Source organism: Thermoanaerobacterium sp. R66 (genome assembly GCF_028895185.1).
Lineage (GTDB): Bacteria > Bacillota > Thermoanaerobacteria > Thermoanaerobacterales > Thermoanaerobacteraceae > Thermoanaerobacterium.
Genome location: NZ_JAEUWW010000001.1, coordinates 2,097,831 through 2,122,588, shown reverse-complemented (window position 1 = coordinate 2,122,588; position 24,758 = coordinate 2,097,831). Strand labels below are relative to the sequence as shown.

General features: G+C 34.7%; 28 protein-coding genes and 1 other annotated feature. Of the genes, 10 read left to right on the top strand and 18 right to left on the bottom strand.

What is annotated here, in order from left to right; genetic code table 11:
• Positions 1-60 precede the first annotated feature (60 nt).
• Positions 61-834, bottom strand: a complete 774-nt coding sequence (locus tag JJQ93_RS10600; RefSeq protein ID WP_274893737.1) for a TatD family hydrolase — start codon at positions 832-834, stop codon at positions 61-63.
• A gap of 229 nt (positions 835-1,063) precedes the next feature.
• Here JJQ93_RS10600 and JJQ93_RS10595 point away from each other — a divergent pair, with 229 nt between their 5' ends.
• Positions 1,064-2,260 carry an IS701 family transposase gene (locus JJQ93_RS10595; RefSeq protein ID WP_274893736.1) on the top strand — a complete coding sequence of 399 codons (1,197 nt, stop codon included), beginning with the start codon at positions 1,064-1,066 and terminating at the stop codon, positions 2,258-2,260.
• A 208-nt stretch (positions 2,261-2,468) separates the two neighbouring features.
• Here the strand turns inward: JJQ93_RS10595 and JJQ93_RS10590 are convergent, their stop codons facing one another.
• Both JJQ93_RS10590 and JJQ93_RS10585 read right to left on the bottom strand, forming a co-directional pair.
• Positions 2,469-2,675, bottom strand: a complete 207-nt coding sequence (locus JJQ93_RS10590) for a hypothetical protein (protein WP_274893735.1) — start codon at positions 2,673-2,675, stop codon at positions 2,469-2,471.
• A gap of 18 nt (positions 2,676-2,693) precedes the next feature.
• The gene (locus tag JJQ93_RS10585; protein ID WP_274893734.1) at positions 2,694-3,125 is read right to left on the bottom strand and encodes an EamA family transporter; all 432 of its coding nucleotides are present in this window, start codon (positions 3,123-3,125) and stop codon (positions 2,694-2,696) included.
• A gap of 274 nt (positions 3,126-3,399) precedes the next feature.
• Between JJQ93_RS10585 and JJQ93_RS10580 the strand changes: the two genes are divergently transcribed.
• From JJQ93_RS10580 to JJQ93_RS10570, 3 genes are all read left to right on the top strand, one after another.
• Positions 3,400-4,137, top strand: a complete 738-nt coding sequence (locus JJQ93_RS10580; protein ID WP_274893733.1) for a hypothetical protein — start codon at positions 3,400-3,402, stop codon at positions 4,135-4,137.
• Positions 4,138-4,399: 262 nt separating this feature from the next.
• Entirely contained in the window at positions 4,400-5,449 is a 1,050-nt protein-coding gene (locus tag JJQ93_RS10575) for a hypothetical protein (RefSeq protein ID WP_274893732.1), read from the top strand.
• Positions 5,450-5,613: 164 nt separating this feature from the next.
• Positions 5,614-5,841 carry a DUF2919 domain-containing protein gene (locus JJQ93_RS10570; protein ID WP_150201215.1) on the top strand — a complete coding sequence of 76 codons (228 nt, stop codon included), beginning with the start codon at positions 5,614-5,616 and terminating at the stop codon, positions 5,839-5,841.
• Positions 5,842-5,929: 88 nt separating this feature from the next.
• Here the strand turns inward: JJQ93_RS10570 and JJQ93_RS10565 are convergent, their stop codons facing one another.
• On the bottom strand, positions 5,930-6,244 hold the full coding sequence (locus tag JJQ93_RS10565; RefSeq protein WP_274893731.1) for a hypothetical protein: 315 nt from the start codon (positions 6,242-6,244) through the stop codon (positions 5,930-5,932).
• Between the two features lie 159 nt (positions 6,245-6,403).
• Here JJQ93_RS10565 and JJQ93_RS10560 point away from each other — a divergent pair, with 159 nt between their 5' ends.
• Entirely contained in the window at positions 6,404-7,621 is a 1,218-nt protein-coding gene (locus JJQ93_RS10560) for a transposase (RefSeq protein ID WP_274892998.1), read from the top strand.
• Between the two features lie 135 nt (positions 7,622-7,756).
• Here the strand turns inward: JJQ93_RS10560 and JJQ93_RS10555 are convergent, their stop codons facing one another.
• From JJQ93_RS10555 to JJQ93_RS10525, 7 genes are all read right to left on the bottom strand, one after another.
• Complete coding sequence (locus tag JJQ93_RS10555; protein WP_274893730.1) at positions 7,757-8,203, bottom strand: hypothetical protein; 447 nt, start codon at positions 8,201-8,203, stop codon at positions 7,757-7,759.
• Positions 8,203-8,898 (bottom strand): ABC transporter ATP-binding protein, encoded by a 696-nt coding sequence (locus JJQ93_RS10550; protein WP_150201217.1) that lies wholly within the window; start codon positions 8,896-8,898, stop codon positions 8,203-8,205. The genes JJQ93_RS10555 and JJQ93_RS10550 overlap by 1 nt, the downstream gene beginning before the upstream one ends.
• Positions 8,898-9,266, bottom strand: coding sequence for a GntR family transcriptional regulator (locus JJQ93_RS10545; RefSeq protein ID WP_274893728.1), 369 nt, complete (start codon positions 9,264-9,266; stop codon positions 8,898-8,900). The genes JJQ93_RS10550 and JJQ93_RS10545 overlap by 1 nt, the downstream gene beginning before the upstream one ends.
• Positions 9,267-9,409: 143 nt before the next feature.
• Positions 9,410-11,317 (bottom strand): methionine--tRNA ligase, encoded by a 1,908-nt coding sequence (gene metG / locus JJQ93_RS10540; protein WP_274893727.1) that lies wholly within the window; start codon positions 11,315-11,317, stop codon positions 9,410-9,412.
• Positions 11,318-11,371: 54 nt separating this feature from the next.
• Positions 11,372-11,606, bottom strand: a binding site (T-box leader).
• A 56-nt stretch (positions 11,607-11,662) separates the two neighbouring features.
• Positions 11,663-13,066, bottom strand: coding sequence for a CCA tRNA nucleotidyltransferase (locus JJQ93_RS10535; protein ID WP_274893726.1), 1,404 nt, complete (start codon positions 13,064-13,066; stop codon positions 11,663-11,665).
• A gap of 56 nt (positions 13,067-13,122) precedes the next feature.
• Positions 13,123-13,644 carry a spore maturation protein gene (locus JJQ93_RS10530; RefSeq protein ID WP_274893725.1) on the bottom strand — a complete coding sequence of 174 codons (522 nt, stop codon included), beginning with the start codon at positions 13,642-13,644 and terminating at the stop codon, positions 13,123-13,125.
• Positions 13,645-13,649: 5 nt separating this feature from the next.
• Complete coding sequence (locus JJQ93_RS10525; RefSeq protein ID WP_085112528.1) at positions 13,650-14,234, bottom strand: nucleoside recognition domain-containing protein; 585 nt, start codon at positions 14,232-14,234, stop codon at positions 13,650-13,652.
• A gap of 139 nt (positions 14,235-14,373) precedes the next feature.
• On the opposite strand from JJQ93_RS10525, the gene JJQ93_RS10520 reads away from it, so the two are divergent.
• Positions 14,374-14,622, top strand: coding sequence for an AbrB/MazE/SpoVT family DNA-binding domain-containing protein (locus tag JJQ93_RS10520; RefSeq protein ID WP_013786911.1), 249 nt, complete (start codon positions 14,374-14,376; stop codon positions 14,620-14,622).
• 38 nt (positions 14,623-14,660) lie between these two features.
• On the opposite strand, the gene JJQ93_RS10515 is transcribed toward JJQ93_RS10520, so the two are convergent.
• The 3 genes from JJQ93_RS10515 to JJQ93_RS10505 all read right to left on the bottom strand — a co-directional run bounded on the left by JJQ93_RS10515 (position 14,661) and on the right by JJQ93_RS10505 (position 17,248).
• Positions 14,661-15,539, bottom strand: coding sequence for a cation diffusion facilitator family transporter (locus JJQ93_RS10515; RefSeq protein WP_274893724.1), 879 nt, complete (start codon positions 15,537-15,539; stop codon positions 14,661-14,663).
• A gap of 145 nt (positions 15,540-15,684) precedes the next feature.
• A complete protein-coding gene (gene rsmI, locus JJQ93_RS10510) occupies positions 15,685-16,500 on the bottom strand; it encodes a 16S rRNA (cytidine(1402)-2'-O)-methyltransferase (RefSeq protein WP_274893723.1) in 816 nt (271 codons plus the stop codon).
• Position 16,501: 1 nt separating this feature from the next.
• Positions 16,502-17,248 (bottom strand): tRNA1(Val) (adenine(37)-N6)-methyltransferase, encoded by a 747-nt coding sequence (locus tag JJQ93_RS10505; RefSeq protein ID WP_274893722.1) that lies wholly within the window; start codon positions 17,246-17,248, stop codon positions 16,502-16,504.
• Positions 17,249-17,367: 119 nt separating this feature from the next.
• Between JJQ93_RS10505 and JJQ93_RS10500 the strand changes: the two genes are divergently transcribed.
• The 4 genes from JJQ93_RS10500 to JJQ93_RS10485 all read left to right on the top strand — a co-directional run bounded on the left by JJQ93_RS10500 (position 17,368) and on the right by JJQ93_RS10485 (position 22,074).
• Positions 17,368-18,588: an arginine deiminase gene (locus tag JJQ93_RS10500; protein WP_274893721.1), complete on the top strand. Its 1,221-nt coding sequence runs from the start codon at positions 17,368-17,370 to the stop codon at positions 18,586-18,588.
• Between the two features lie 79 nt (positions 18,589-18,667).
• Positions 18,668-20,851, top strand: coding sequence for an alkaline phosphatase family protein (locus tag JJQ93_RS10495; protein WP_274893720.1), 2,184 nt, complete (start codon positions 18,668-18,670; stop codon positions 20,849-20,851).
• A gap of 11 nt (positions 20,852-20,862) precedes the next feature.
• Entirely contained in the window at positions 20,863-21,696 is an 834-nt protein-coding gene (locus tag JJQ93_RS10490; RefSeq protein ID WP_085112533.1) for a sulfite exporter TauE/SafE family protein, read from the top strand.
• Between the two features lie 42 nt (positions 21,697-21,738).
• On the top strand, positions 21,739-22,074 hold the full coding sequence (locus tag JJQ93_RS10485; protein ID WP_284700702.1) for a DUF1634 domain-containing protein: 336 nt from the start codon (positions 21,739-21,741) through the stop codon (positions 22,072-22,074).
• Between the two features lie 27 nt (positions 22,075-22,101).
• Here the strand turns inward: JJQ93_RS10485 and JJQ93_RS10480 are convergent, their stop codons facing one another.
• The 4 genes from JJQ93_RS10480 to darA are packed head-to-tail and all read right to left on the bottom strand — an operon-like array spanning position 22,102 to position 24,750.
• On the bottom strand, positions 22,102-22,986 hold the full coding sequence (locus tag JJQ93_RS10480; protein ID WP_274893718.1) for a PSP1 domain-containing protein: 885 nt from the start codon (positions 22,984-22,986) through the stop codon (positions 22,102-22,104).
• Positions 22,987-22,997: 11 nt separating this feature from the next.
• On the bottom strand, positions 22,998-23,957 hold the full coding sequence (gene holB / locus JJQ93_RS10475) for a DNA polymerase III subunit delta' (protein WP_274893717.1): 960 nt from the start codon (positions 23,955-23,957) through the stop codon (positions 22,998-23,000).
• A 10-nt stretch (positions 23,958-23,967) separates the two neighbouring features.
• The gene (locus tag JJQ93_RS10470) at positions 23,968-24,411 is read right to left on the bottom strand and encodes a YaaR family protein (protein ID WP_085112536.1); all 444 of its coding nucleotides are present in this window, start codon (positions 24,409-24,411) and stop codon (positions 23,968-23,970) included.
• Between the two features lie 9 nt (positions 24,412-24,420).
• Positions 24,421-24,750 carry a cyclic di-AMP receptor DarA gene (gene darA, locus JJQ93_RS10465; RefSeq protein ID WP_013786900.1) on the bottom strand — a complete coding sequence of 110 codons (330 nt, stop codon included), beginning with the start codon at positions 24,748-24,750 and terminating at the stop codon, positions 24,421-24,423.
• Positions 24,751-24,758 lie beyond the last annotated feature (8 nt).

Here is a 24,758-nt window from a genome sequence, read left to right as displayed (position 1 = left end):
TTTTCCTCCTTTTTTTGAAATATCCATTTCAATACAGTATATGTTCCACCTTTTAAATTGCTATAAATTACTTGGACTTATTTTAAATAACTCTAAGGCGTTAGATGCTGTTATATCACAAACCTCATCAAATGTCATATTCTTTATTTCAGCAATCTTTTGTGCCACGTATTTCACATTAATAGGCTCATTCCTCTTACCTCTATATGGCACAGGCGTCAAGTAAGGACTGTCTGTCTCAATTAACAACTTTTCTATCGGCACTTTCATAGCTACATCAACAGCTTTTTTCGCATTTTTAAATGTCACTGGTCCTCCCAATGAGATGTAAAAGTTCATCTCAATCAACTGAAATGCCATTTCGCTGCTGCCTGAATAGCTGTGAAAAACCCCTCTTAAACTGCTTGTCCACTCTTTTTTGATAATATCAAGCACATCGCCATGTGCATCCCTGTCGTGAATTACTATCGGCAAATCATACTTCTTGGCAAGCCTTATCTGTTCTATGAAGCATTGCTTCTGGTATTCAACTGGCGGATCGCCGTAATAATAGTCAAGTCCTATCTCTCCTATAGCAACAACTTTTTCTTGTGATAACAATTCCTCAATAACACCAATGTCGTTTATTTCTTTTTGCGAATACTCAGGGTGTATGCCAATGGCGGCATATATAAAATCGTTACTTTTAGCAAGCTCAATCGATTTTTTTGACGTCTCAATGCTGGATCCTACATTTATCAATAATGTAAGCTCATCTTTGCACCTTTTTATAACATCATCCCTATCTTCATCATACTTTTCATCTTCCAGGTGTGCATGTGAATCTATAATCATAAAATCATCTCCTAATCAACGATATAATCTGCAACGTCCTTTTTATTTTAACACATTCTGTCAACGGAAAAATAATAATAATCCTATAGATGAGAAAATTAGCTTACATAAATTACCATAATAAACTTACATGAAAAAATTTAATAAAAAATAGAGACAAATGCTCACTTCTATGGTATTAATATGTTGTTGTCACACTATAACAATATTAAACATAGGAGTGGAGCAAATGTCTCATAATAAAAGAATAACAGAAAATTCATCAATAATCCAGTACTTAATGAAATTAAATTTTGCATTATATTTTACTAAACCTGTTATTCGCCATATTGTAGAATTTATAATTGCTGCCACTCAAAAGGGTTATAGTGGTACTGTTACTGATATAGTTAATTTAAGCTTTGCTAATTGCCATAGAACTACCTTTGGCAAATTCTTAAGTCAAGGTGTTTGGAATATAGAGTATGCATGGAGAGCTATAAGGCGGGAAGTTATTCGTATTATACTTGAATTATCACAAACTTGCAAAAAGCCGATATTTGTGATTTTTGATGATACTATTGCTGAAAAAACTAAGCCTTCGTCACAGGCTAAACATTCTATCCAGGCAACAGGATTTCATCAATCACATTTAAAAGGGAAGCAAGTTTGGGGACATCAGCTTCTTACTATGATGCTATCCTGCGGTAAAGTAGTATTACCTTACTACATCGAACGCTATGAAAAAGGTGGCAAAAGCAAAATCGAAAGAATATGTGAAATGGTATCTATGCTTCCAATACTTAAAGGACCAGCATATGGACTATGTGATTCATGGTACATAAACAAGAAAGTAATAGAAGCGCATTTTGAAAGAGGATACCATCTCATAGGAGCACTAAAAACTAATAGAATTATCTATCCACAAGGCATTAGAATTCAGATAAAAGACTTTGCCCAATATATCGAAAAGAACGAAGTTCACCTCGTTACAGTGAATGGTTCTAGGTACTGGGTATATCGCTATGAAGGAGCCTTAAATGGGATAGATAATGCTGTAGTTCTAATGTGCTGGCCTGAGAAAGCTTTTAAAAATCAGAAGGCTCTACATGCATTTATCTGTACTGATACTGAATTAGATACTGAGACTATTCTAAAATACTATAGTCAGAGATGGCCTATAGAAATATTTTTTAGACAGACAAAGAATAATCTTGGACTAAATACGTATCAAGTACGCTCAACAAAATCAATAGATAGATTATTATGGCTTATATCATTGACATACCTGTATTGTACGACTTCGGGCGACGAATATTACAAATTTGGGCAGGGAATAAAAATGGTTTGTAAAGAAGTACAAAAGCAGCGTATTCAATGGATTTATGAACAAGCTAAAAACTATGTATCTATTGATGAAATTTTAGAACAACTAAAATTAGCATAGGCAGAGTGTATCTATTTAATGGTAATATTTGTTATTAATTTTTCTCATCTATAGAATAATCTTACAAAAAAGAACAAGATTATTTTATTGCACGATCGTCTACAATTTTGCGAAAGATCAATTGATTGATTTAACCCTATTATATGTTTTATAAATAAGTGATACAGTAATCTCTGCAATTCCACATAGTATAAAAATTACCTTTGCGCTAAATATGCCTGTTAAAGCACCACCTATTCCTAATATACAATATTTTGCTTGAGATAGCTATCGTGGTAAGTCTTGTGCCAATACCTGATATTACATAACCAATAATATAAAGCATAAAATTGCTATTTGATAGCAATATTTTATTTCTTTTTCCAAAATCATTCATCATGTCATCACTTCTTTCTACAATCTTTAATTTAGCCATGTAAATAGCAAGTATTCTTCATTTGCTATTAATTAACACTAATCCAACAATGCAAAGCAATATGCCAATCAAATTCGCCATTGAAATATTTTCTTTAAAAAATATTATACCTATGGGAATTAACAATAGCGTAACAGATACGTTTGAAACTATTGCACCTAAGCTTATATCCCATCCTACCCTGTATGCAAGAAGAAACCCCAACTCTAATAAAATTATAGACAATCCTAAAGCGCAACTTGTCCAATTTAATCCTTTAAATGATTCAATAACATTAATATTTTTATGATACCAAATAAACACTATCAAAGAACCTATTAATGCGGTACAATACGTCAAAATTAGCGATGCAATTGGATCTGACTTTTCTGGTATCATTTTTTGGAGAATATGGTAAAACACATTAGCAATAATAGTTAGTATAATTGGTATATAGTACAAAAATCCCACCTCTTATTACATATTACATTCTTTGTAATTTGCCCCAAAATTTAAATTACCTTCATAATAGCATCAATGTTTAATTTTAGCAATAGCTAAATAAAAATCGTATGGTATATTTTGTATATAAACAAAAGAAAATTCAACTAATTTTATTCATATATCTACTAATTTTTAGTTTTTATGTTATGCTAAAATTAATGTAAATAATGCGTAATTTGAAAATGAAAATATAGTGCAATGTTTGTATATCTCCAAAAATAAAACAAGGGAGGAAAAATAAATGAAACGAAAATTAATTATGATTATGACATTGTGCATGCTCATCATATTTTCTATTGGTACAATTAGTTATGCTGTCTCTCCTCAAGTGCAAGCCAATATTGCCGCACAAGACAACTTTAAAACATTGCTTAAAAGCATTAATACAGAATACCGCGATTTTTATTTTACAACAAAAGATGAAGTATCAAAGGCAAAGTTGGGAAATCCAATTCAATGGGCCACTATTGATATTAATAAATATGATCCTTCAATAAAAATAAGTGATCAAGTCACTCGTGAACCATTTTACACATACCCAGTAATAGCTGGAAACAATGTAATAACTGATTTTTCAATCATATTAAAGAATGAAGAATGGCATGTTGTAGATTTTGGCGGAGCATTAACCAAAAATATTTATAAATTAGCAAATGAAAATAATTTTAATCCTGGGGATTGCTTTTTACTGAATTTTGGCGGTGATATATTTGTGATTGTTAATAAAAATGGAGAAGAGATGGCCTTTTCACCATATTACTCTGATCAAAATGCTGGTCTAAAAGAAAAAACACTTGTAAACAGCGATATTATTAAAAAATCTTTTATGAACAAAGTGCGTAATATTCAAGAAAAAGCAAAACAAGGAAATTATAAGACAATAGGCAGCAATGAAGCTCTATATGGACTTCCTCCGTTAGAATTCAAGCAGAAAGGCATTTTTGAACGTTTATCTATTTATTTTAATCATTTATTATAACAATTATTATACAATCTGATCAGCATTCCAAGCTCTTATTAAATAACTGAAGCTTGTCTTGTATATACACAAGTTAGGAAAACTCAGTCAAGCAGAAATTGAAGTTCCGAAAATCGGCACCTACTTCATAAAAAATGTGCCGGATTTCGGAACTTCCCAAATGTTGGAGTTAGAGTTATAATGTAGTCAAACAGATGAATTCAATGTATTATTTACTAACAAATATTTCTTTCATGCTTTATAACAATCGGGAGGCAATGTAATGAAAAAAAATATAATGATTTTGTCTATCATTTTATTGTCCATTTTGTTAACGTCTTGTCATGTAAAAACTAATAATCAAATACATAAAAGCCTTAATATAGATAATGCTTCAATCATTCCGCAAAATACAATTCCTCTTGGATTTGACAAATATAAAAAAAGAATATTGGTGTCAATAGAAAACAAAAACAATGAAAAAACAGAACTGGGTTTCTATGATTTAAATACAAGTGTAGTTAAACCAGTGATAAAGCCAGTTAATACTGATAAAAATATAATAAATGCTGCTACGGATGGAAAGTATATTGCTTGGGTAGAAGCATCTGATAATCCATATGGCAATGACTGGATAATATATGCCTATAATATAAAAAATGGAACCATTAAAAAGATAGACTACGGAAAATTAAATGAAAAATCTGCTTCAAAAGTATCCTTTAATCAACAGCCAAACCTGTCTTTGGATAGCTCAAAGCTTGTATGGTCTACTTATGAAATACAAAACAACAAAATTCTGTGTTCTTTGATTTTATACGATTTAGCAAATGACAAAAAGCAAGTGATAAGAAGCATTGATGGACTGGGAAATAGTTATATTGGACATCCAAAAATATTTGGCAATTACATAGTATGGCATGAAGGTAAAATCGAAGAGCAAAGCGAAGTTGACAAGGTCTATCTATACAATATTTCAAATAGTAAAATTGCAAAAATAAGCGATAATGGATTCACACCAAATATTTACGGTGAGAATATTGTATGGGTATCTGATAAAAGCCATATATCCTTATACAATCTCAAAACTAAAAATACTGTAGAAATTGTAAAAGGCGATGCAGTAGAAAGATGGTTTCCATCGTTAAACGATACATATATTACGTGGTATGATAATATGGGAATACTGGAATTATATAACATTAAGACAGGTAAATTGCAAGACTTCCCTATAAAAACAAATAATTTTTCTAGCATAATGGGTAACGTATTGTCATGGACTAAATTAGAAAATAATAAAGGTATAACACAATTTATTACCCTTTCTGAATGATGGTATGCCGATGCAGCACATACCCAATATATTTGCACCACGAAATATTTTGCATCATTTCTATAATTCAAATAACATAAGGAAGGAGTTTGCCTTTGAAGAGTTTATATGTTTGGCTAATAAGTATTGTAGTAAGTTTAATCATTTTTCTAATTGGTTTTGAAATGGCACGCTTTTCTGGACGGGTGTTTAAGTATTCCATACCGAAAGACAAAGAGTCTAAAATTAAGTTTTTCTGCTTTATAGCAATTGTCGTCATAGCTTTAATATTAGATTTCTTTTATCCAAAAAGATCTTCATTTTACTTAGCCCTGTTCACTGGATTAGCAGCCGGATTACCATATAGTTCTTCAGACAAAAATTCGAAAGATGATAAGAAGCAAAACACTTAAAGTAGTTCAATTAGATAAAAATAATGGCGGGAATCACCCCGCCTTCTTTTTATTTCACCTTCGCGTACTACCTGGATAGACATCCTTTTTATAGATCTATTTTTTTGTCAATAAGATATGATGTCAGAGTGAATAAACCTATATATACAAGTGTTTGGAAAACAAAGCTTGCTACATTTATCGGGAAAACCGCAAAAGACAAAGCAAAATTATCGCTTCTTTGTGCAATTCCTGAAAATAGATTTATATTTAAATTGTATGGAAATAAATTAATGAGAAGACCATTAATTTTACCGATTACATAGAAAATAATCAGAAATAGAACTATTGACAAAACTTTTCCATATTTTTTGCTGTAAATAGCTATCTTGCTGATTGTGATAGAAAAATACGACAAAATCAATAAAGCAATAAAACTCAATAAAGTAGATATAAATGAGCGAATTTCATATTTTAAATAGCTTGATATTCTTAACTTTTTAAAAGATAAAAAAGGAAGTTCACCCCAAATGTCGAATATATAAGTAGTAACCCAAATTTAACAAAAGAGGTGAACCTACTTATGTATATTCGACAAGAATGCTTATTTTCCTTCGACGAATTAATAAAATTTCAACCAGAAACAAAACTTGAAATGGTTTTGTCACAACTTGATTTCTCAAATGTCGTGCTTTCACTATCAAGGCCTGAATATAAAAGAGGCCCTAAAGGATATGATCCACTGCCTTTGCTTTATGCCTTAGTTGCTATGCAACTTGAGAAAATCCCCAATATAGCAAAACTTGTAGCTAGATTAAAATCAGACCCTGTATTTAGATATAACTGTGGTTTCAATGTATTGGGTCATGTACCATCTACATCAACATTTAGCAGATTTTTAAACCTGATATCAAAGTCGGATGCACTGGAAGAAGACTTTAAGCAATTAATACTTAAGGCTAAAAACCTCAATATAATTGATGGTACTAATATAGCTATTGATTCAACTAAATTGAACGCTTTTGAAAAACCAAAACCTAAATCAAAGATAAAAGATGATGGTAAATCTCCTAACTGGGGAAAGAAAAAAGATACTGATGGCAATGATATAAAATGGTTTGGATGGAAGTTACATATAATAGCCGACTGTAAAAGTGAGCTTCCACTTGCCATAGAAATTACTCCTGCAAGCGTAAATGATAGTATTTTAGCAATACCCTTATTAAAGAAGCTAAAAGAGTTTTACGGCAATACTTTTAATGTAAAACACTGTATTATGGATTCAGGCTATGATATAAAAGAGAATTACGATTATATCATGAACGAATTTCATGCACAACCAATCATAGCCTACAACAAAAGAGGAAGTTTTGCTCCACCAGAAGGATTAAATGAAAGGCTTCACCCAATTTGTTCTATGGGATATGAACTTGTATATTGGGGCAAAGACGGTGATTATTTAAAGTTCAGATGTCCACATGTATTAGGAAAGGTAGATTGTCCTCATGGTTCTTCTTGGTGCAGCAATTCAAACTATGGGTATTGCCTTAAAATAAATTACAAGAAAAATAACAGATATTTTAGCTTTCCAATAAGGAGTTCTGATGAATGGCAAGAGATATATAACCTTAGAACTTCTATTGAAAGATGTAATAGCCGATTAAAGGACTATTTAAATACTGACAATCTGCGCTCAGCGGGTATTAAGAAAGCTAAAACCTTTGCTTTATTAAACTGTATTACACTTGTCGCAGGTACTATTGCTGTTAATGTTACTAAATCATTGCCAAAAGTAGCTTAATAAACTGCCTATGCTTAAACAAGCGTATAGCAACAGACAAAAATTATTTTATAAACTATTTTTGTTAAATTTTCAAATTTCATAAGTTATCCACAGGCATTGATATGCTTAGCTTTGCTATTGCCTTTTTTAGCTTCAAAAATTAAAGCTTAATTGTGCAATTTCCTCAAATATATAAAGTATAAAAATTTTATGTTGAAGTACTGCATCTATAAACACTTTAGCTTCATTCACATATAATAGATTTATAAATGCCATCACTCCAGATACTGTTATAAACAATGTGAATTCAATGATCGATATAATTAGCTTTGAAAAAGCTATGTCAAAACCTCTTTGTGGCAGTGTAAACAAAAGATATCCTGTATAGCCGTACATATCTCTCTGATACAACATCACTCCTGATATAAGCACGGCTACAAAGCAGGCAAATCCAGCCATAAAAGATACAACGAATGGCAAGCCATGTGACCATGTATTATTTTTCGTTATAAGGTATATATTCAATAAAATCAAGGCAGCCAAAAATCCAAGATAATATTTATACCTTCCTAAAAACTCATACTTTATTAGTTTAATCATTATTCATACACCTCCCTGAAGATTTCATCAATAGATTTATTTCTTTCCATCCTTAATTCTTCAGCATTTCCTTTTAAAATAATTTCACCATCTGAGATAAATGCCACATCGTCAAAAAGCCTTTCAATATCTCTTACAAGGTGTGTAGATATAATCATTGAACTATCTTCGCGAATATTATCAATTATTGCGTCAATTATCTTTTCCCTTGTATTCGGATCTATTCCCCCAAGTGGTTCATCAAAAATATACAGTTTCGCATTTCTTGAAAGCACAAGTGTAAGATTCAATTTTTCAAGCATTCCTTTTGAAAGTGACGTTACTTTATCATTTTCATCCAACATCATAAAATCCAGCAATCTCTTTGATTTTTCAATGTCAAAATCAGCGTAAAAATCTTTGAAGAAATTTATCGCATCTCTAATCTTCATCCATTTATAGAGATAGTTTATATCAGGTAGATACGATACAATTGATTTTGTATAGATACCTGGTTCCTGACCGTCAATTAATATTTCGCCAGATGTGGGCCTTAATATGCCTGCTGCAATCTTTATAAATGTCGTTTTTCCACTACCGTTAGGACCTAAAAGACCTAATATTTTACCCTCTTCCAACTCAATATTAATTCCTTTTAATGCCTTTTTGCTGTAATAATTTTTAGTAAGGTTTGCCGTTTTTAAAATTAACCCCATCAGTTGACCTCCTTAAGATATTCCTTAATAATTTCGAGTATTTCATTTGAATTGAATCCTAAGCTTCTCATACCTGTTACAAATGACTCAGCTATCTCTTTTGCCATTTCTCTTTTTAACGATGCAAGCTTTTCGGTATTTTCGGTTATAAATGTTCCCATACCTCTTTGTGTATATGTGACGTTTTCCCTTTCAAGTTCCTGATAAGCTCTTTGAACAGTATTTGGATTCACTTTAAGGCTTTCGGCCATTTCTCTTACAGAAGGCAATTTGTCTCCTCCATTTAATTTTTTTGTCACTATATCCCTCTTTATCATATCCATAATCTGGATATAAATAGGCATTTTTTCATTAAATTCGATTTTCATGTTTCACCTCCATGATGCTATCATAGTGCACTAATTGAATAGTACACTATGATAGCGAGAATGTCAATATTTTTTTAAAAACTTATTGTAAGGTAAAATGCACATAAAAATAAGAGGGACTTATGTTATGCCCTCTTATAATGCTATTTTACCTTTGCTCCGCTTTCTATGTCTTTATCGACAGTTACAACAGTCAATTTACCTTCGTTTGATGCCGCCAAAATCATTCCGTATGATTCTATGCCTCTTAATTTTTTAGGCTCTAGATTTGCAACGAGGACGAGTTTTTTGCCTATAAGTTCATCTACTTTGTAATGCAGTGCAAGTCCTGATACAACTTGCCTTACCTCATCGCCTACTTTAAGTTTAAGCTTTAATAATTTATCAGCACCTTCTACTTTTTCCACTTCCAATACTTCTGCAACCCTCAAATCGATTTTTGCAAAGTCGTCTATTTTGATATAATTCGCCTCTTCCTTCGCTTCTACTTTGTTAGAAGTCTTTTCAGCTTCTTTAAGCTCTTTTTCTGCATCAATCCTCGGGAAAATATTCTCCCCTCTTTTGACTTTTGTGCCTGGTTTCAGTAAGCCGAATTTAAGGCTATCCCATGTCCTTAAATCATCGCCGATGCCAAGTTGTTCATATATCTTCATAGGCGTATTTGGCATAAACGGCGTTATCAAAATAGCAACAAACCTCAGTGATTCAACAAGGTTGTAAAGGACAGTTTTAAGCCTTCCTTTTTTGTTTTCATCTTTTGCCAATACCCATGGCATCGTCTCGTCAATGTACTTATTGGCGCGACCTACAAGCTTCCAAATCTCCGCAAGAGCATTTGAAAACTGTAGCTTATCCATATAACTTTCAACAACTTTTGGCAAATTATTTGCAATAGATATTAACTCATCATCAACATCGTCTTTATCTAAAGGCTCAGGTACTACACCGTCAAAGTATTTTTCCACCATCGTTACAGTTCTGCTTAGAAGGTTTCCAAAGTCATTGGCAAGATCTGAGTTTATCCTGGAAATCAGAGCTTCATTTGAAAATACGCCATCTGCTCCAAACGGAACTTCTCTTAAGAGAAAATACCTTATGGCATCTACGCCGTATTTTGAAACAAGCTCTTTCGGGTCAACCACGTTGCCCTTCGACTTTGACATCTTGCCGCCTTCTAATATAAGCCAACCATGGCCAAACACCTTCTTAGGGAGAGGCAAATCCAGTGCCATAAGCATAGCAGGCCATATAATGGTGTGGAATCTTACAATCTCCTTCCCAACAAGGTGCACATCTGCCGGCCAGTATTTTTTGAAATCTCCGTCGTGGTCTGTAGAATAACCCAACGCAGTTATATAGTTGGAAAGGGCGTCAATCCAAACATACACAACGTGTTTTGGGTCAAACGGAACTTTTACGCCCCAGTCAAATGACGTTCTGGATACGCACAAGTCCTCAAGACCTGACTTTATAAAGCTTACCATCTCATTTAGCCTTGATTCAGGCTGTATAAAGTCTGGGTGCTCCTCGTAATATTTAAGAAGCCTATCTGCGTAATTTGAAAGCTTGAAGAAATAGCTTTCCTCTTTCACAAGCTCTACAGGTCTGCCACAGTCTGGGCAGTTTCCATCCACAAGCTGTTTCTCAGTCCAAAACGTCTCACAAGGTGTGCAGTACCAACCCTCGTATTCGCTTTTGTATATGTCCCCTTTTTCATAAAGCTTTGTAAATATCTTTTGCACAATCTCTTCATGCTGCTTGTCCGTCGTCCTTATAAACTTGTCATTGCTTATGTCCATAATATTCCACAAATCTTTGATCCATGCCACGATCTCATCCACATACTGCTTCGGCGTAACGCCTTTTTCTTTTGCCTTTCTCTGTATCTTCTGACCGTGCTCGTCTGTCCCTGTCAAAAACATCACATCATAGCCTGTAAGCCTTTTAAACCGAGCCATCGCATCTGCAGCGACAGTCGTATAGGAATGGCCAATGTGCAGCTTATCGCTTGGATAATAAATTGGTGTCGTAATGTAAAAAGTCTTCGCCATGAAAATCCTCCTCATCTACATTTATTTTTAAGACGTAAAAAAACCCGCCTCCCACTAAGGGGCGAGTTTATTCGCGCTACCACCCTTTTCACATACGCCTCACGGTCGTATGCCTCGTAAAGTGCTGTCACACTCCTACTCTGTAACGGGAAATCCCGCCAAAGCCTACTTAGTTTCAGCTTTGAAGCTCAAGGTCCATGTTCAAAAGTTCATTCTCTGCTGGCTTTCACCTTAATCCAGCTCTCTTTTAAGAGAAATTCCTTTCTACTCTTCCCTTCATTGCCTTTTTAATATATTATTAACATCGTTACATAATAATATACTTTATCGCAAATGTATTGTCAACTATATTTTCTCCATCCTCATTCTTTCTTCCACAAATTTTACTGCATCTTCTCTGCTTTCTATTTCACCATAAAATTGATTTTTCCTCAATTCGTATAGTATTTGATTTAAAAGCTTATAATCTTTAAGATCGAAATTGACTATTATATCAAGCGGCGTAAGAAGTGGTGTCTTCGTCTTTTCAAAGTCCATGTACCTTCTTAATAGCTTTGTTATAAAATTCCTATAGCATGAAGCTTCATTCAACCTGCCTTGTCCTTTCATAGCCGATGTAACATCAGCTAACGACAAAAGCAAACACCCTATAGCATTTTCTTCAAGGTCTGAAAAGAATTTAAACAATGCTTTGTTTCCAGTCCCATCTATGTAAAGTGAAAATGGATTTACGTGGTACAAAACCATCTTCTTTATCAGAGATGCTTCTTTTTTCGCCAGTTTTAATCTCTTAGCTATATCTGCAACAATTTTTTCTCCCTTTACATCGTGATTGTAAAACTGAAGCCTGTTATCAGAATCTATGTAAATGGCATCTTTTTTGCCGATTTCATGAAACATTGCAGCAAGTTTCAATACATCTTTTAGCTTGTTTCCTGAGGAAAGATCTTTATCAAGGTACTTTTTGGCCAAATTTTCTATATCTGAAGGAAATCTGAGGTCATTTACAATTGTTTCATATTCTTCTATAGTCTTTATGGAATGATGCCATGAGTCCAAAACCTGATAATAGCACTTGCCTATCTCTTTCATCTCAGCTATCTCTGGGAACAGCGCATCGATTAATCCCAGCTCGTCCATCATTTGTACGTATTTGAAGGATTCCTTTGACTTAAGTATAGAATATATTTCACTCATAATTCTTTCTGAAGAAACGTTCTTAATTAAATCGGCTTTTTCTTTTATAAGATTTTTGGAATCCTCATCTATAGAAAAATTGTATTTAGCTGCAAATCTAATAGCTCTAAGCATCCTTAAAGGGTCATCATCGAAGGAACTTTTCCCTACGCATTTTATCTTCTTTTCTCTTAAATCCTTTAACCCGCCTAAAGGATCTATTATCAAGTCTACATCAAAAAAATCATTTAGCCTTATTGCCATCGCATTTATCGTAAAGTCCCTATGAAACAAATCTTCATCTATATTTTCGCCTCTAATTTGCGTAAAATCCAGCACTATATTTTCATATACGACTCTATATGTGCCTCTGTCTTCTGCATAAGGCACATAAGAGCCTTTTAGCTTATCACACACAAGCTTTGAAACCGAAGCAGCATCACCTAATACAGCAAAATCATAATCGCTTATATCTACATTTAGTATTCTGTCTCTTATGGTTCCTCCTACAATATAGACTTTTTCGGCCTCATCAGATAGTATGCGCTTTATCCTATTTATCAATATCCCCATATCATGTAAACTCCTCGTTTTTATATTACTGTCTTTAGTATATCAGATTTGAAGTTTCAAAAAAACAGTCTGCTGTAAAAAACAGATGACAGTATTGCAGCGATATCAGCAGCGATGCCCGCTACTATAGAATGCCTCATCTTTTTAACTCCAACAGATCCAAAATAGACTGCTAAGACGTAAAACGTAGTCTCAGTGGAGCCGTACATGACAGAAGCAAGTTTTGCTGTAAATGAATCAGGCCCATGAGATTTAATAAGTTCTGTCGCTATGCCTAATGCGCCGCTTCCAGATAGAGGCCTTATGAGTGCCAATGGCACTACATCTGACGGCATCCCAATTCTTGCAGTAAGCGGTGAAATCCACTTTGCAAAGATATCTAAAGTACCTGATGCCCTTAAGACTCCCACTGCCACCAACATTGCTAGCAAAGCAGGAAATATTTTTATTATCGTATTAATGCCCTCTTTTGCACCATCTAAAAAGACTTCATAGACTTTTACATGTTTAATTAATCCGTATGCAGGAATCAAAAGCATTATAGCAGGAATTATAAACTCAGAAATCGATTTAAGCAAAAATATCACTCCTTAAAAAGGGATGACTTTTCAAGTGATTTTACAACTATAAGGCCTACGGTTAAAGCTGTAATACTTGATAAAAGTCCAGCCAACACAAAATCTGCTGGATTTTTCGCACCTAAAGAAGCCCTTAACCCTATCATTACAGCAGGAAGAAGCTGAACTGATGCAGTGTTTATGACGAGAAATGTGCACATGGAATTAGATGCAACATCCTTTCTATTTAATTCTTGAAGGTATTCCATCGCTTTTATTCCAAATGGCGTAGCAGCATTGCCTAACCCCAACATATTAGCCGATATATTCATTATCATAGCGCCAATGGCAGGATGATCTTTGGGTATCTCAGGGAATAGTTTTATTATGGCTGGCTTTAAAACCTTTGCCAGCATGTCCATAAGCCCAGATTTTTCAGCTATCTGCATTATACCCAACCATAAAGACATGATGCCTATGAGTCCTATTGATATTGTAACAGCCGACTCGGATGAATCTATTATAGCTTTCGAAACTTCCCCCATCCTACCATTTATCATGCCGACGACCACACCTACACCAATCATGAAGATCCATATATAATTTATCAACTTTATCTCCCCCATCCTATAAAAATTTATGTTATTTTTAAAAAAAAATGCCATTAAACTATTGACTTATTTTTCAAAACTTGGTATTATTAGAATGCAAAGAATTTGTCGAATTTTGTAGTTTTAGGAGGGGAGAGAGATGTTGAAATCCACAGGAATTGTGAGAAAAGTGGACGAGTTAGGAAGAGTCGTCATTCCTATCGAACTTAGAAGGACTCTAAATATTGCAGAAAGAGACGCTTTGGAAATCTACGTGGATGGCGAGCAGATTGTGCTTAAAAAGTACGAGCCTGCATGTATTTTCTGCGGCAATGCAGAAAATGTCGTCAATTACAAAGGCAAAAACATCTGCAAGACATGCCTCGATGACATTAAAAAGAGCGAATAATATTAAAAATAATAGAAGTTTTACTTCTATTATTTTTTTTACTCTGTTATTTCATTTTTATCGTAAGGCTCTATATGGACGATGACTTCTGTGACACCAGGTATTTCCTTTTTTAATTTTTCTTCCAACTGATCAGCTATATAATGAGCATCTTTTATGTTTTCATTCGGGTCAACCATTATATGCATGTCTATATTTATATCGTCCTCTCTGCCTCTGCTTCTTATTTGATGGCAAGAAAGCACGCCTTTTACGGATAAAGCGATATCGCGAATTTTTTCTGAATCTATGACAATCCTATCGCACAAAATGTCGGAGCTGTGCTTTATTATTTCAATACCTGCTTTTACGATGAATATCGATATTGCTATAGACATCAGCGGATCGATGTATGGCGGTATTCCAAGTTTTAATGCAATAAGCGTAATGAGAACAGAGACAGACACGTAGATGTCGCTTTTTGTGTGAAGTGAATCAGATACAAGTATGTCGCTTTTTAAATTTACTCCTTGTTTGTACTCATAAGCAAATACAAATATATTAAGCAGTAATGTAGTAATCATTATTATGAAGCTGTCTAAGGTGATTTTTGGTTCTACAGGATTTAAAAGCCTTCCATAAGCTTCTTTTAATATAGTATAGCTTACTACAAACAGCATCACAGATATAAAAATTGACGAAAATGTCTCAAATTTTTTATGCCCATAAGGATGTTCTTCATCCTGCGGTTTTGACGCTAAATATATGCCTACAAGGCCTACTATATTGCCTGAGCTGTCTGACAATGAATGAAACCCATCAGCTACCATGCTGGCGCTTTTTATATGCAAACCGTATAAAAGTTTAGCTAACGCCACAGCTATATTTATAAAAAGTATGAGTATCAAAACATTCTTTATCTTTTTAAATGAATTCATTGTAAAACCCCTTTGTATCAATTGATAATTTTTAATATAATACATATTATATGCTTAAACTAAAAATTATGCAATATATTAAGATATTTTTATATTCGAAATTATTGATTATCATTATCAATTGATACTGATAGGCGAAATCGAATTACGATTCATCCTTCAATGCGAGCTTGTAAATTTCGCTTTTTGGTATCTTTAATTGTTTAGCCGTCAATTTAATCGCTTCTTTCTTATCCATGCCGCATTCAATGTATTTTCTGAGAAGCTCCTCTGGTTCCATCGCAACTTCATCTCTTCCGCCCTCTATAAGGACTACAATTTCTCCTTTTACATCGTCTCCTAATTTTGATAGAACTTCATCTGCCGTACCTCTTATGTACTCTTCGTGCACTTTTGTAAGCTCTCTTGCTATTACAACCTTTCTGCCTTCTATGTATGGCTTTAATTCTTCCAACGTCCTGACAATTCTATGAGGCGCCTCATAAATGATAACCGTTCTCTTTTCTCTCCCTATCTCATCCAAAGCGCTTTCTCTCTCGCTTTTCTTTGTTGGTAAAAATCCTAAGAAGACAAACTTCTTTGTGTCAAGCCCAGAGCCTACTAATGCCGTTGTTATTGCTGTAGCGCCAGGAAGCGATACTACATTTATCTTTTCTTCTAAGCAAAGTTTTACAAGGTCTTCCCCAGGGTCAGATATGCCCGGTGTACCAGCATCAGTAACCAGCGCTACATTTTTCCCAGCCTTTAAATCTATTAAAAGTTTTTTACCGCTTGAAGCTTTGTTATGCTCATGATAGCTTACTACGGTTTTTTTTATGTCGTAATGATTCAAAAGTTTCAAAGTCTGCCTCGTGTCTTCAGCAGCTATTATGTCTACTTCTTTAAGTATCCTTAGGACTCTTAAGGTTATGTCTTCCAAGTTTCCGATTGGTGTTGGGCACAAATATAAGCTTCCAGACATTCTATTCCTCCTCTATCGAAGTTTTCCCGTATATACTTAAAAGCTCCTTTGTGTACTCTCCATTTTCTTCGTATACGTAAAGAGGCGGCATTATTGCCACACCACTTTTTGCGCCTTTTTTTGATTCCACTAAGACTAAATTGGGCTTTTCCCCAACATGCGGATGGACAAACCTTATTTTTTTAGGTTCTAAATTGCAAATCCGCAAATTATAAACAATATCCACAATCCTATCCACTCTATGGACTAAAAAAAACTTGCCTCCAAACTTTAAAAGCCTTGACGCAACCTTTATGAAATCATGAAGTCCGCCATTTATCTCGTATCGCGATATGTTTTCACTTTCGCTATTTTTGTCAAATCCTGTGTTGCAGGGCATGTATGGGGGATTGGACGTCACAATATCGTATTTTTCAATTCCCAATTTATCCACAACATTTCGAATATCATCGTTTATTATGTCTATTCTACCTTCAAAATTATTGAGATATACGTTTCTTATGGCAATATCGGCAACTTCACTTTGTATTTCAACACCTACAATACGTGTATCTCTTGACTTGCCTGCTATCAAAATTGGTATGATGCCTGTTCCGCACCCTAAATCTATAATCTTGTCTCCTCTTTTTGTGTATACAAAATTTGAAAGCAGCACAGCATCCATCCCAAATTTAAACATGTCTTCTCTCTGTATAAGCTTAAGCCCATTCAAATTCAAATCGTCAATTCTCTCGCCATCTTTTAGCATATTACCACCTCGTTACAAATAATTTTACCATATCAATAAATTAATATAAATCGTATTGAAAAATAGATATAAGCAAAGTATACTATATAAAGAGTTTATGCATAGGGAGGAATGTGTTGGTGACGCATCCATTATTAGTGCCACATGTATCATCAGAAATAGGAACTTTAAAAGCAGTCGTATTGCACAGACCCGGAAAAGAATTAGAAAGGCTTACGCCTCAAAATTTGACAGAACTGCTTTTTGATGATATTCCATGGGTTAGAAAGATTCAAGAGGAACATGATGAATTTGCCAAAGTATTAAAAGATAACGGTATAACCGTTTTGTACGTAAAAGACCTTCTTCAGGATGTATTGAAAGATGACGCTATAAAAGAACAATTTATAATAGATCTTCTGAAGATAAATGGCATAACAAATACCGAAACAGAAAGCTACCTTAAAGATTACCTTATGGATTTAAGCTACAGTGATATTGCTGAAATTGCCATAAGCGGACTCGAAAAAGGAGATATTGACAATGTCATCCCAAAAGGCCTGGCTGAATTCATCTATGAAGAACACTATTTTTACATTAAGCCTGTGCCAAATATGTATTTTACCAGAGATCCCGGCGCAATGATAGATGGAGGATTTATGATAAGCTCCATGAAGTCTGCGGCGAGAAAACCTGAGACCCTCATAATGAAATACATATACAAAAACCACGATATTTTTAAGAAAAACGGCATTCCATGTTGGTACGACAACACCTATTTCCACTCTTTAGAAGGCGGAGATGTGCTTATACTAAGCGACAGAGTAATAGCAGTAGGATGCGGCGAAAGGACTACGCCACAAGCAATAGAAAGGCTTGCCCGCAATCTCTTTGAAGGCAATTCAACAGTAGAACACATCCTTGTCGTCCAGATTCCCATAAACAGATCATACATGCACCTTGATACTGTATTCACCATGGTAGATAAGGAAAGGTTCGTCTTCTACCCTGGAATAAAGAAAGATCTGCGAGTTTTTAGCATAATAAAGGATGATAAAGGTTTTTCAATTCAGAAAGAAAAAGACCTCCAAGACGCATTGAAATCTGCATTAAATCTCAGAAATATTGAAATAATACCTACAGGTGGTTTTAATGCCATAACGTCAGCACGGGAGCAGTGGAACGACAGCACAAATACGCTTGCTATAGCGCCAGGCAAAGTCATCACATACTCCCGAAATGAATCATCAAATAAAATCATGAGGAAAGAAGGCATCGAGGTAATCGAGATCGAAGGTTCTGAACTATCAAGAGGCAGAGGCGGTCCAAGATGTATGAGCATGCCACTTTTGAGATATTAGAGGGTTTTACCCTCTTTTTAATAATTTCTTAACATTTATGGTGTATAATAAATAAAAAACTATAGAGGGTGTGTTTCACTTGAAGAAATTTATCACTGCTTTTATGCTTTTATTGATGATTTTGACTTTTATGCTGCCACAAAAAAGTTATGCTGATACAAGCAACAATAAGAAAGTAGTGCTTGTAATAATCGACAGGGTTAGTCTAAGTGACTATACAAAATACGACGCAAAAAACATTCAAAAGCTAATCAACAAAGGTTCAGTTGGTCTTATGAATGTCAGAAATGCTGATGGTTACGTCGATGCATCTGGGTATTTGACATTTGGAACCGGCACAAGGGCAAGTGCTCATGACATCGGTCAAATAAGTCTTAATGTGAACGAAAAATATTCTTTCGGAACCGCGGGGGAAATTTACGAGCTTAACACAGGAGATGACTATGGAAATGCAAACATAGTAAATATAGGCATATCAAACCTTATACAAAGCAGCAAAAGAGCCGACTACAAGATTACGCCTGGTCTTTTAGGACAACTGCTAAAGGATAACAACATTCCTACATACGTCTTTGGAAATTCTGATATAATAACAGACAACACAGTTTCATACAGAAGGTATGGGGCGCTAATCGCCATGGATGAGAAAGGTACAGCATTTGGCGATGTCAGTGAAAATATATTGAAGTACGATAGAAATAGCCCCTATTTTATTAGCACTGATTACAACAAAATCTTTGACTATTTTCAAAAATACGATAAAAATGGTGGATTCTTTGTAATCGACACTGGTGATACATCGAGAGTAGATAGCTATTCTTCCAACGTATCAGACCAATTAGCATCAAAATATGAAGAATACGCCATAAAAAACGCTGATGCATTCATAGGAAAGCTTCTAAAAAGCTTGGATCCATCGAGGGATTTGCTTATAGTGGCAACACCTTATCCTTCAAAAAGCGATATGTCTACCAACAATCTGCTGTCCCCAATAATAATCTATGGTCCCGGATACAACGGACTTACAACATCTATCACGACAAAAAGAAATGGGATCATTACAAATTTAGATTTGGCGCCCACAATACTTAATTATTTCGGCATAAAGGCACCTGTAGAAATGTTAGGACATCCCATAACGAACATAAAGACCCAAGACAAAGTAAATTACTTGGAAAATCTAAATGATAAAGTAGTGTCTATCTACACTGCACGACCCATCGTCTTAAAAAGTTACGTAATTTTTCTAATCATAATTTTAATACTTTACCTGATTACGCTATTTCTAAAGATCAACTACTTAAAATACTTGAAACCTATAGTTTTAGGCGTGATGATCGTCCCTCTGTCGCTTTTGATTTTGTCCCTTTTTGGGCCTTTGACTGTGTATTCAAGCATGATCGCTTTGATACTTATAACAATAGCTTTATTGCTTATAATAAAACTTTTTGCTAAAGATGAACTTAATATGCTAATAGTGATAAGCCTTTTAACTGCTTTGACAATTACGGTTGACATTTTTACAGGAGCACATCTGATGAAAGGCTCTATTTTAGGATATGACGTCATAGCAGGTGCCAGATTTTACGGAATAGGCAATGAATACATGGGTGTTCTAATAGGATCCACAATAATGGGAATAATGACATACATCCAAAAGTATGACACGAGAATAAACAAATTATTAGGAGTGCTCTTATTCGCGGTAGTTTTCATGTTGATGGTGCTACCTCAATATGGTGCAAAAATTGGCGGATTTATAACAGGATTTATGGCATTTGGCGTAACGCTTTTGCTTATGTCAGAAATCAAAGTCAACTACAAAAGTTTGCTGATTTTGTTCATAAGCATGGCTGTCCTTCTGACGCTTATGTTTGTAGCATCAATGTTTATGGGCACTGTAACGCATATGGCGCAAACTGCTTTGATTGTTAAAAACGAAGGAATAATGGCTTTATACAAGATATTTGCCCGCAAATTAGACATGGAATTGACATTAATAAGATACACAATATGGTCGTGGGTTCTAATCATAACCATAATGAGCTTGTTTATCTTGTCATACAAGCCTACAGGAATACTTAAAAACATATTTAAGAAAAATAAATATATCTACTATGGCTTTTTTGGCAGCATTGTAGGAATGCTTTTTGCGCTGGCATTTAACGATGCTGGAATCGTGGCTGCTTCCACAATGTGCATATATGCATTTCCTCCAATACTGATAATGTTGGAAAGAGAAATAAAACATAATGAAATTTAGGAGATGATAAAGTGATATTGACATCATCAATTATACTTCTCATATCAATTGTAGCTGGAGTATTTGGAGCTCTTTTAGGATTAGGCGGTGGCATAATAGTAATACCAATGCTTACACTTCTCTTAGGAGTAAACATAAAATACGCCATTGGCGCCAGCATCGTATCCGTCATCGCCACGTCCAGCGGTGCTGCTGTAACGTATGTAAGAGATAAAATCACTAATTTAAGGATAGGAATGTTTTTAGAGATAGCTACCACGACAGGGGCTTTGACAGGCGCTTTTATCGCAGGACTCATAAGCTCAAAATACCTTTATATTATCTTTGGCCTTCTTCTTTTATATTCAGCATTCACTATGTTAAAAAAGCGAAATGAAGAATTGCCTGTAGGTGTGGTATCACAGCCTATAGCAAAAAAATTGAAATTAGAAGGTTCTTACTACGATAAAGTCCTTAAAAAAGAGATACAGTACAATGTCACCGGTGTAAACAAAGGATTTGGCATGATGTACATAGCTGGTGTAATATCAGGACTTTTAGGAATCGGAAGCGGCATTTTTAAAGTAATGGCAATGGACCTATTTATGAGACTTCCGATGAAAGTCTCAACTGCCACCAGCAATTTTATGATCGGTGTTACTGCAGCCGCCAGTGCTGGAGTATACCTTGTAAGAGGCGATATAGATCCAAAGATAGCTGGTCCTGTGGCACTTGGAGTACTTGTAGGTGCAACACTGGGTACAAAAATCATGACAAATATGAAAAGCACAACCATAAGGAAAATATTTATACCTGTCTTAGCTTATGTTTCCATCGAAATGCTTCTTAAAGGATTGGGGGTATAAGCCGTGGAAGAAATAAAAAATCAAAATGAGAAAATAGAAAACATGGAGATAATAATAAGCAAAACATTGAGGGCAGGAGTTTTATTAAGTGCTTTAATCATTCTCATCGGTTTAATCCTATTTTTTGCAACAAACAGCAGTGGCTACCCTGCAAACACATACCCTACATCTGTAATAGCAATAATTAAAGGGCTAATGTCTCTAAAGCCTTACGCCATAATCATGACAGGACTTTTAGTGCTGATTCTAACTCCCGTATTTCGCGTGGGAGTATCTATCATCACATTTCTTCAAGAAAAAGACTATATGTATGTATACATAACATCGGCAGTTTTTATTATTCTGATATTAAGCTTTGTGTTAGGCAAAGTAGAATAAAAAATAGAGGTAAAACCTCTATTTTTTTTATTCTCCAAAATCACTTCCCAATATCTCTTCATAAATTTCAGAAATCTCTTCTTTTTTATCGTCTTGGCTTTCTTCTATGACAATGACATCTTCTGGGTCGTACTCTTTCGTTATCTCTATTCCCTCAGCATTTTTCATCTTTACCTTAAGTTTTTTTCTTACAACGTCAACTTCTGCTACCCTCATCTCTTTGTCATCGACTTTTATAAGGCTTCCTACAGAAGGCAGTTCTGATCTAACTTCTTCGTAAGTATCCTGCTCATATTTTAGGCAACACATTAATCTGCCACACAACCCTGAGATTTTAGTAGGGTTAAGGGAAAGATTCTGATCCTTCGCCATCTTAATCGATACAGGCTCGAAATCCCCTAAAAATGTCACACAGCAAAGAGGTCTGCCACAAGGACCAAGACCGCCTACAATCTTTGACTCGTCCCTTACACCTATTTGCCTAAGCTCTATTCTCGTTTTAAAAACTGCAGCAAGGTCTTTTACAAGATCTCTAAAATCTATCCTTCCATCAGCAGTAAAGTAAAAGATTATCTTGTTGTTGTCAAAAGTGTACTCAACATCTATTAACTTCATGTCAAGGTTATGCTCTTTTATCATGTCCAAGCAGACGCCAAATGCTTCCGCTTCACAGGCTCTATTCTCCTTGTAATGCTCATAGTCCTCATCTGTCGCAATCCTAAGAACCATCTTAAGAGGAGCTATAATCTCGTCGTCGTCAACTTCTCGTTTGCCTACAACGACTTCGCCAAACTCTACTCCCCTGGCTGTCTCTACTATGACATTGTCACCCACATTTATAGGCAAATCACCTGGATCGAAGTAATATATCTTACCGGCTTTTTTAAACCGAACTCCTACAACTGTATACAAAATAAAACCTCCTAAATGCTTAAGAGAAATTTTTCAATGGCCATTTGGTAATTAACGTTTGACTTAAGATTGAATATGAGATCTTCTATCTCATTTATTATATTATTAAGCTTAGCCCCTGTCAAATCATTCGAAATTGCTTTAATTTTATCTAGTATATCTTTGTTTATAATGCTTTCTTCATCACGGAAGTTTAAAACCATAATATCCCTCACGTAAGAAACCATTATATCAATTACATCATCTATCATTTCTCTGTTTTCATCGAAAAATCTAAAGCTATCAAGCCTTAATGCCTTATCACTGCTTACTAAACTTCGTAATACATCTCCAACTTCAAGCCTTATAGTTGAATACTTCTCATCGGTCAACAAGTCCGCCTTGCCATAATTGCCGCAAGCAACAGACGAAATCTTTTTGGCTTCACTTGCATCGACATTTTTCTCATTTATAAGATAATCCTCTATAACATCATCCGATTCTCTATTAAACCTTATTATCTCGCATCTTGATACAATTGTAGGCAAAAGGCCGTCCATTTTAGACGCTGTCAATATAAACAGAACATGCAAAGGAGGTTCCTCTAAAGTCTTTAAAATGCTGTTTTGAGATTGCTCTGTCATTTTCTCAGCTTCTTTTATTACAAAAATTTTCTTATATGAATTGTACGGTTTAATATAGGCATTGCTTATGACAGTATTTCTCAATGTGTCTACTTTTATTGAGCCTCCCACAGGCTCTATAAAGAAAATATCAGGGTGATTGCCTGATACAAATTGAACGCATGAATGGCAACTGAAGCATGGCTTAGGATTTCTAACACAATTTACCATCATGGCAAAATACTTTGCCATGTACTCTTTCCCCAACCCACTTTCTCCAACAAAAAGATACGCATTTGCTATTTTCCCTGAATTTATGATCTTATCAAACAATTCTAAAATATTTTTGTGACCGTAAATTTTGTGCATGAAGCTTCACCTACGAATATATATCTATCAACAATCCTCTGATCTCCTCTATAGCGCTTAAAATATCAAGATTCTTCTTGTTTCCCTCTAAAAACTCCCGCGTCATAGTTTCAAGTTTATCATTCACTTTTTCAACAATAGTGTAGATTTTTTTTCGTCCACTTAGATTTATTGACTCTCTTTTGCTTTTTTGAAACATGCCATTTAAAGACTTCTGCAAGAACTCTTTAACTTTTCTCTTGTAAACCATAAGGTTATCCAAGTTCATTTCATCTTTTAATTTTTCAGCAGCATCGTCAATATCATTAAGCATCTTATTTAACATGCTTTCTTCTACTTTGCTTATTTCACTGTCAAAGATGTCTTCAAATTTTAAGGCAGAAGTCCTTTCACCTCTATCATCTTTTTCATAGCCTGTCATTATTTTATTTGAATTTATCTCTTGTATCTTCATGCAAAACACCTATATCCTGAAAAATTTTTCTACATCTATGACAAAAACGGTAGCTCCGCCGATAGAAACTTCAACAGGCTGTGGTATAAATATATCAGTGGCTCCTCCCATAGGAGTCGGAGATGTGATTATTCTGTCCCTCGTTTTACACTTCTTTTCAATCACTTCAATAGCATCATCCAGCTTATCATCTTCTACACCTATCATAAGTGTCGTATTGCCAGATCTTAAAAATCCACCCGTAGAAGCAACTCTTGTAAAGCTGAAGCCTTTTTCCGTAAGACCATCCATAAGCCTTCTTACGTCTTCGTCTTGTACTATGGCAAATATCAGTTTCACTTTTTTCC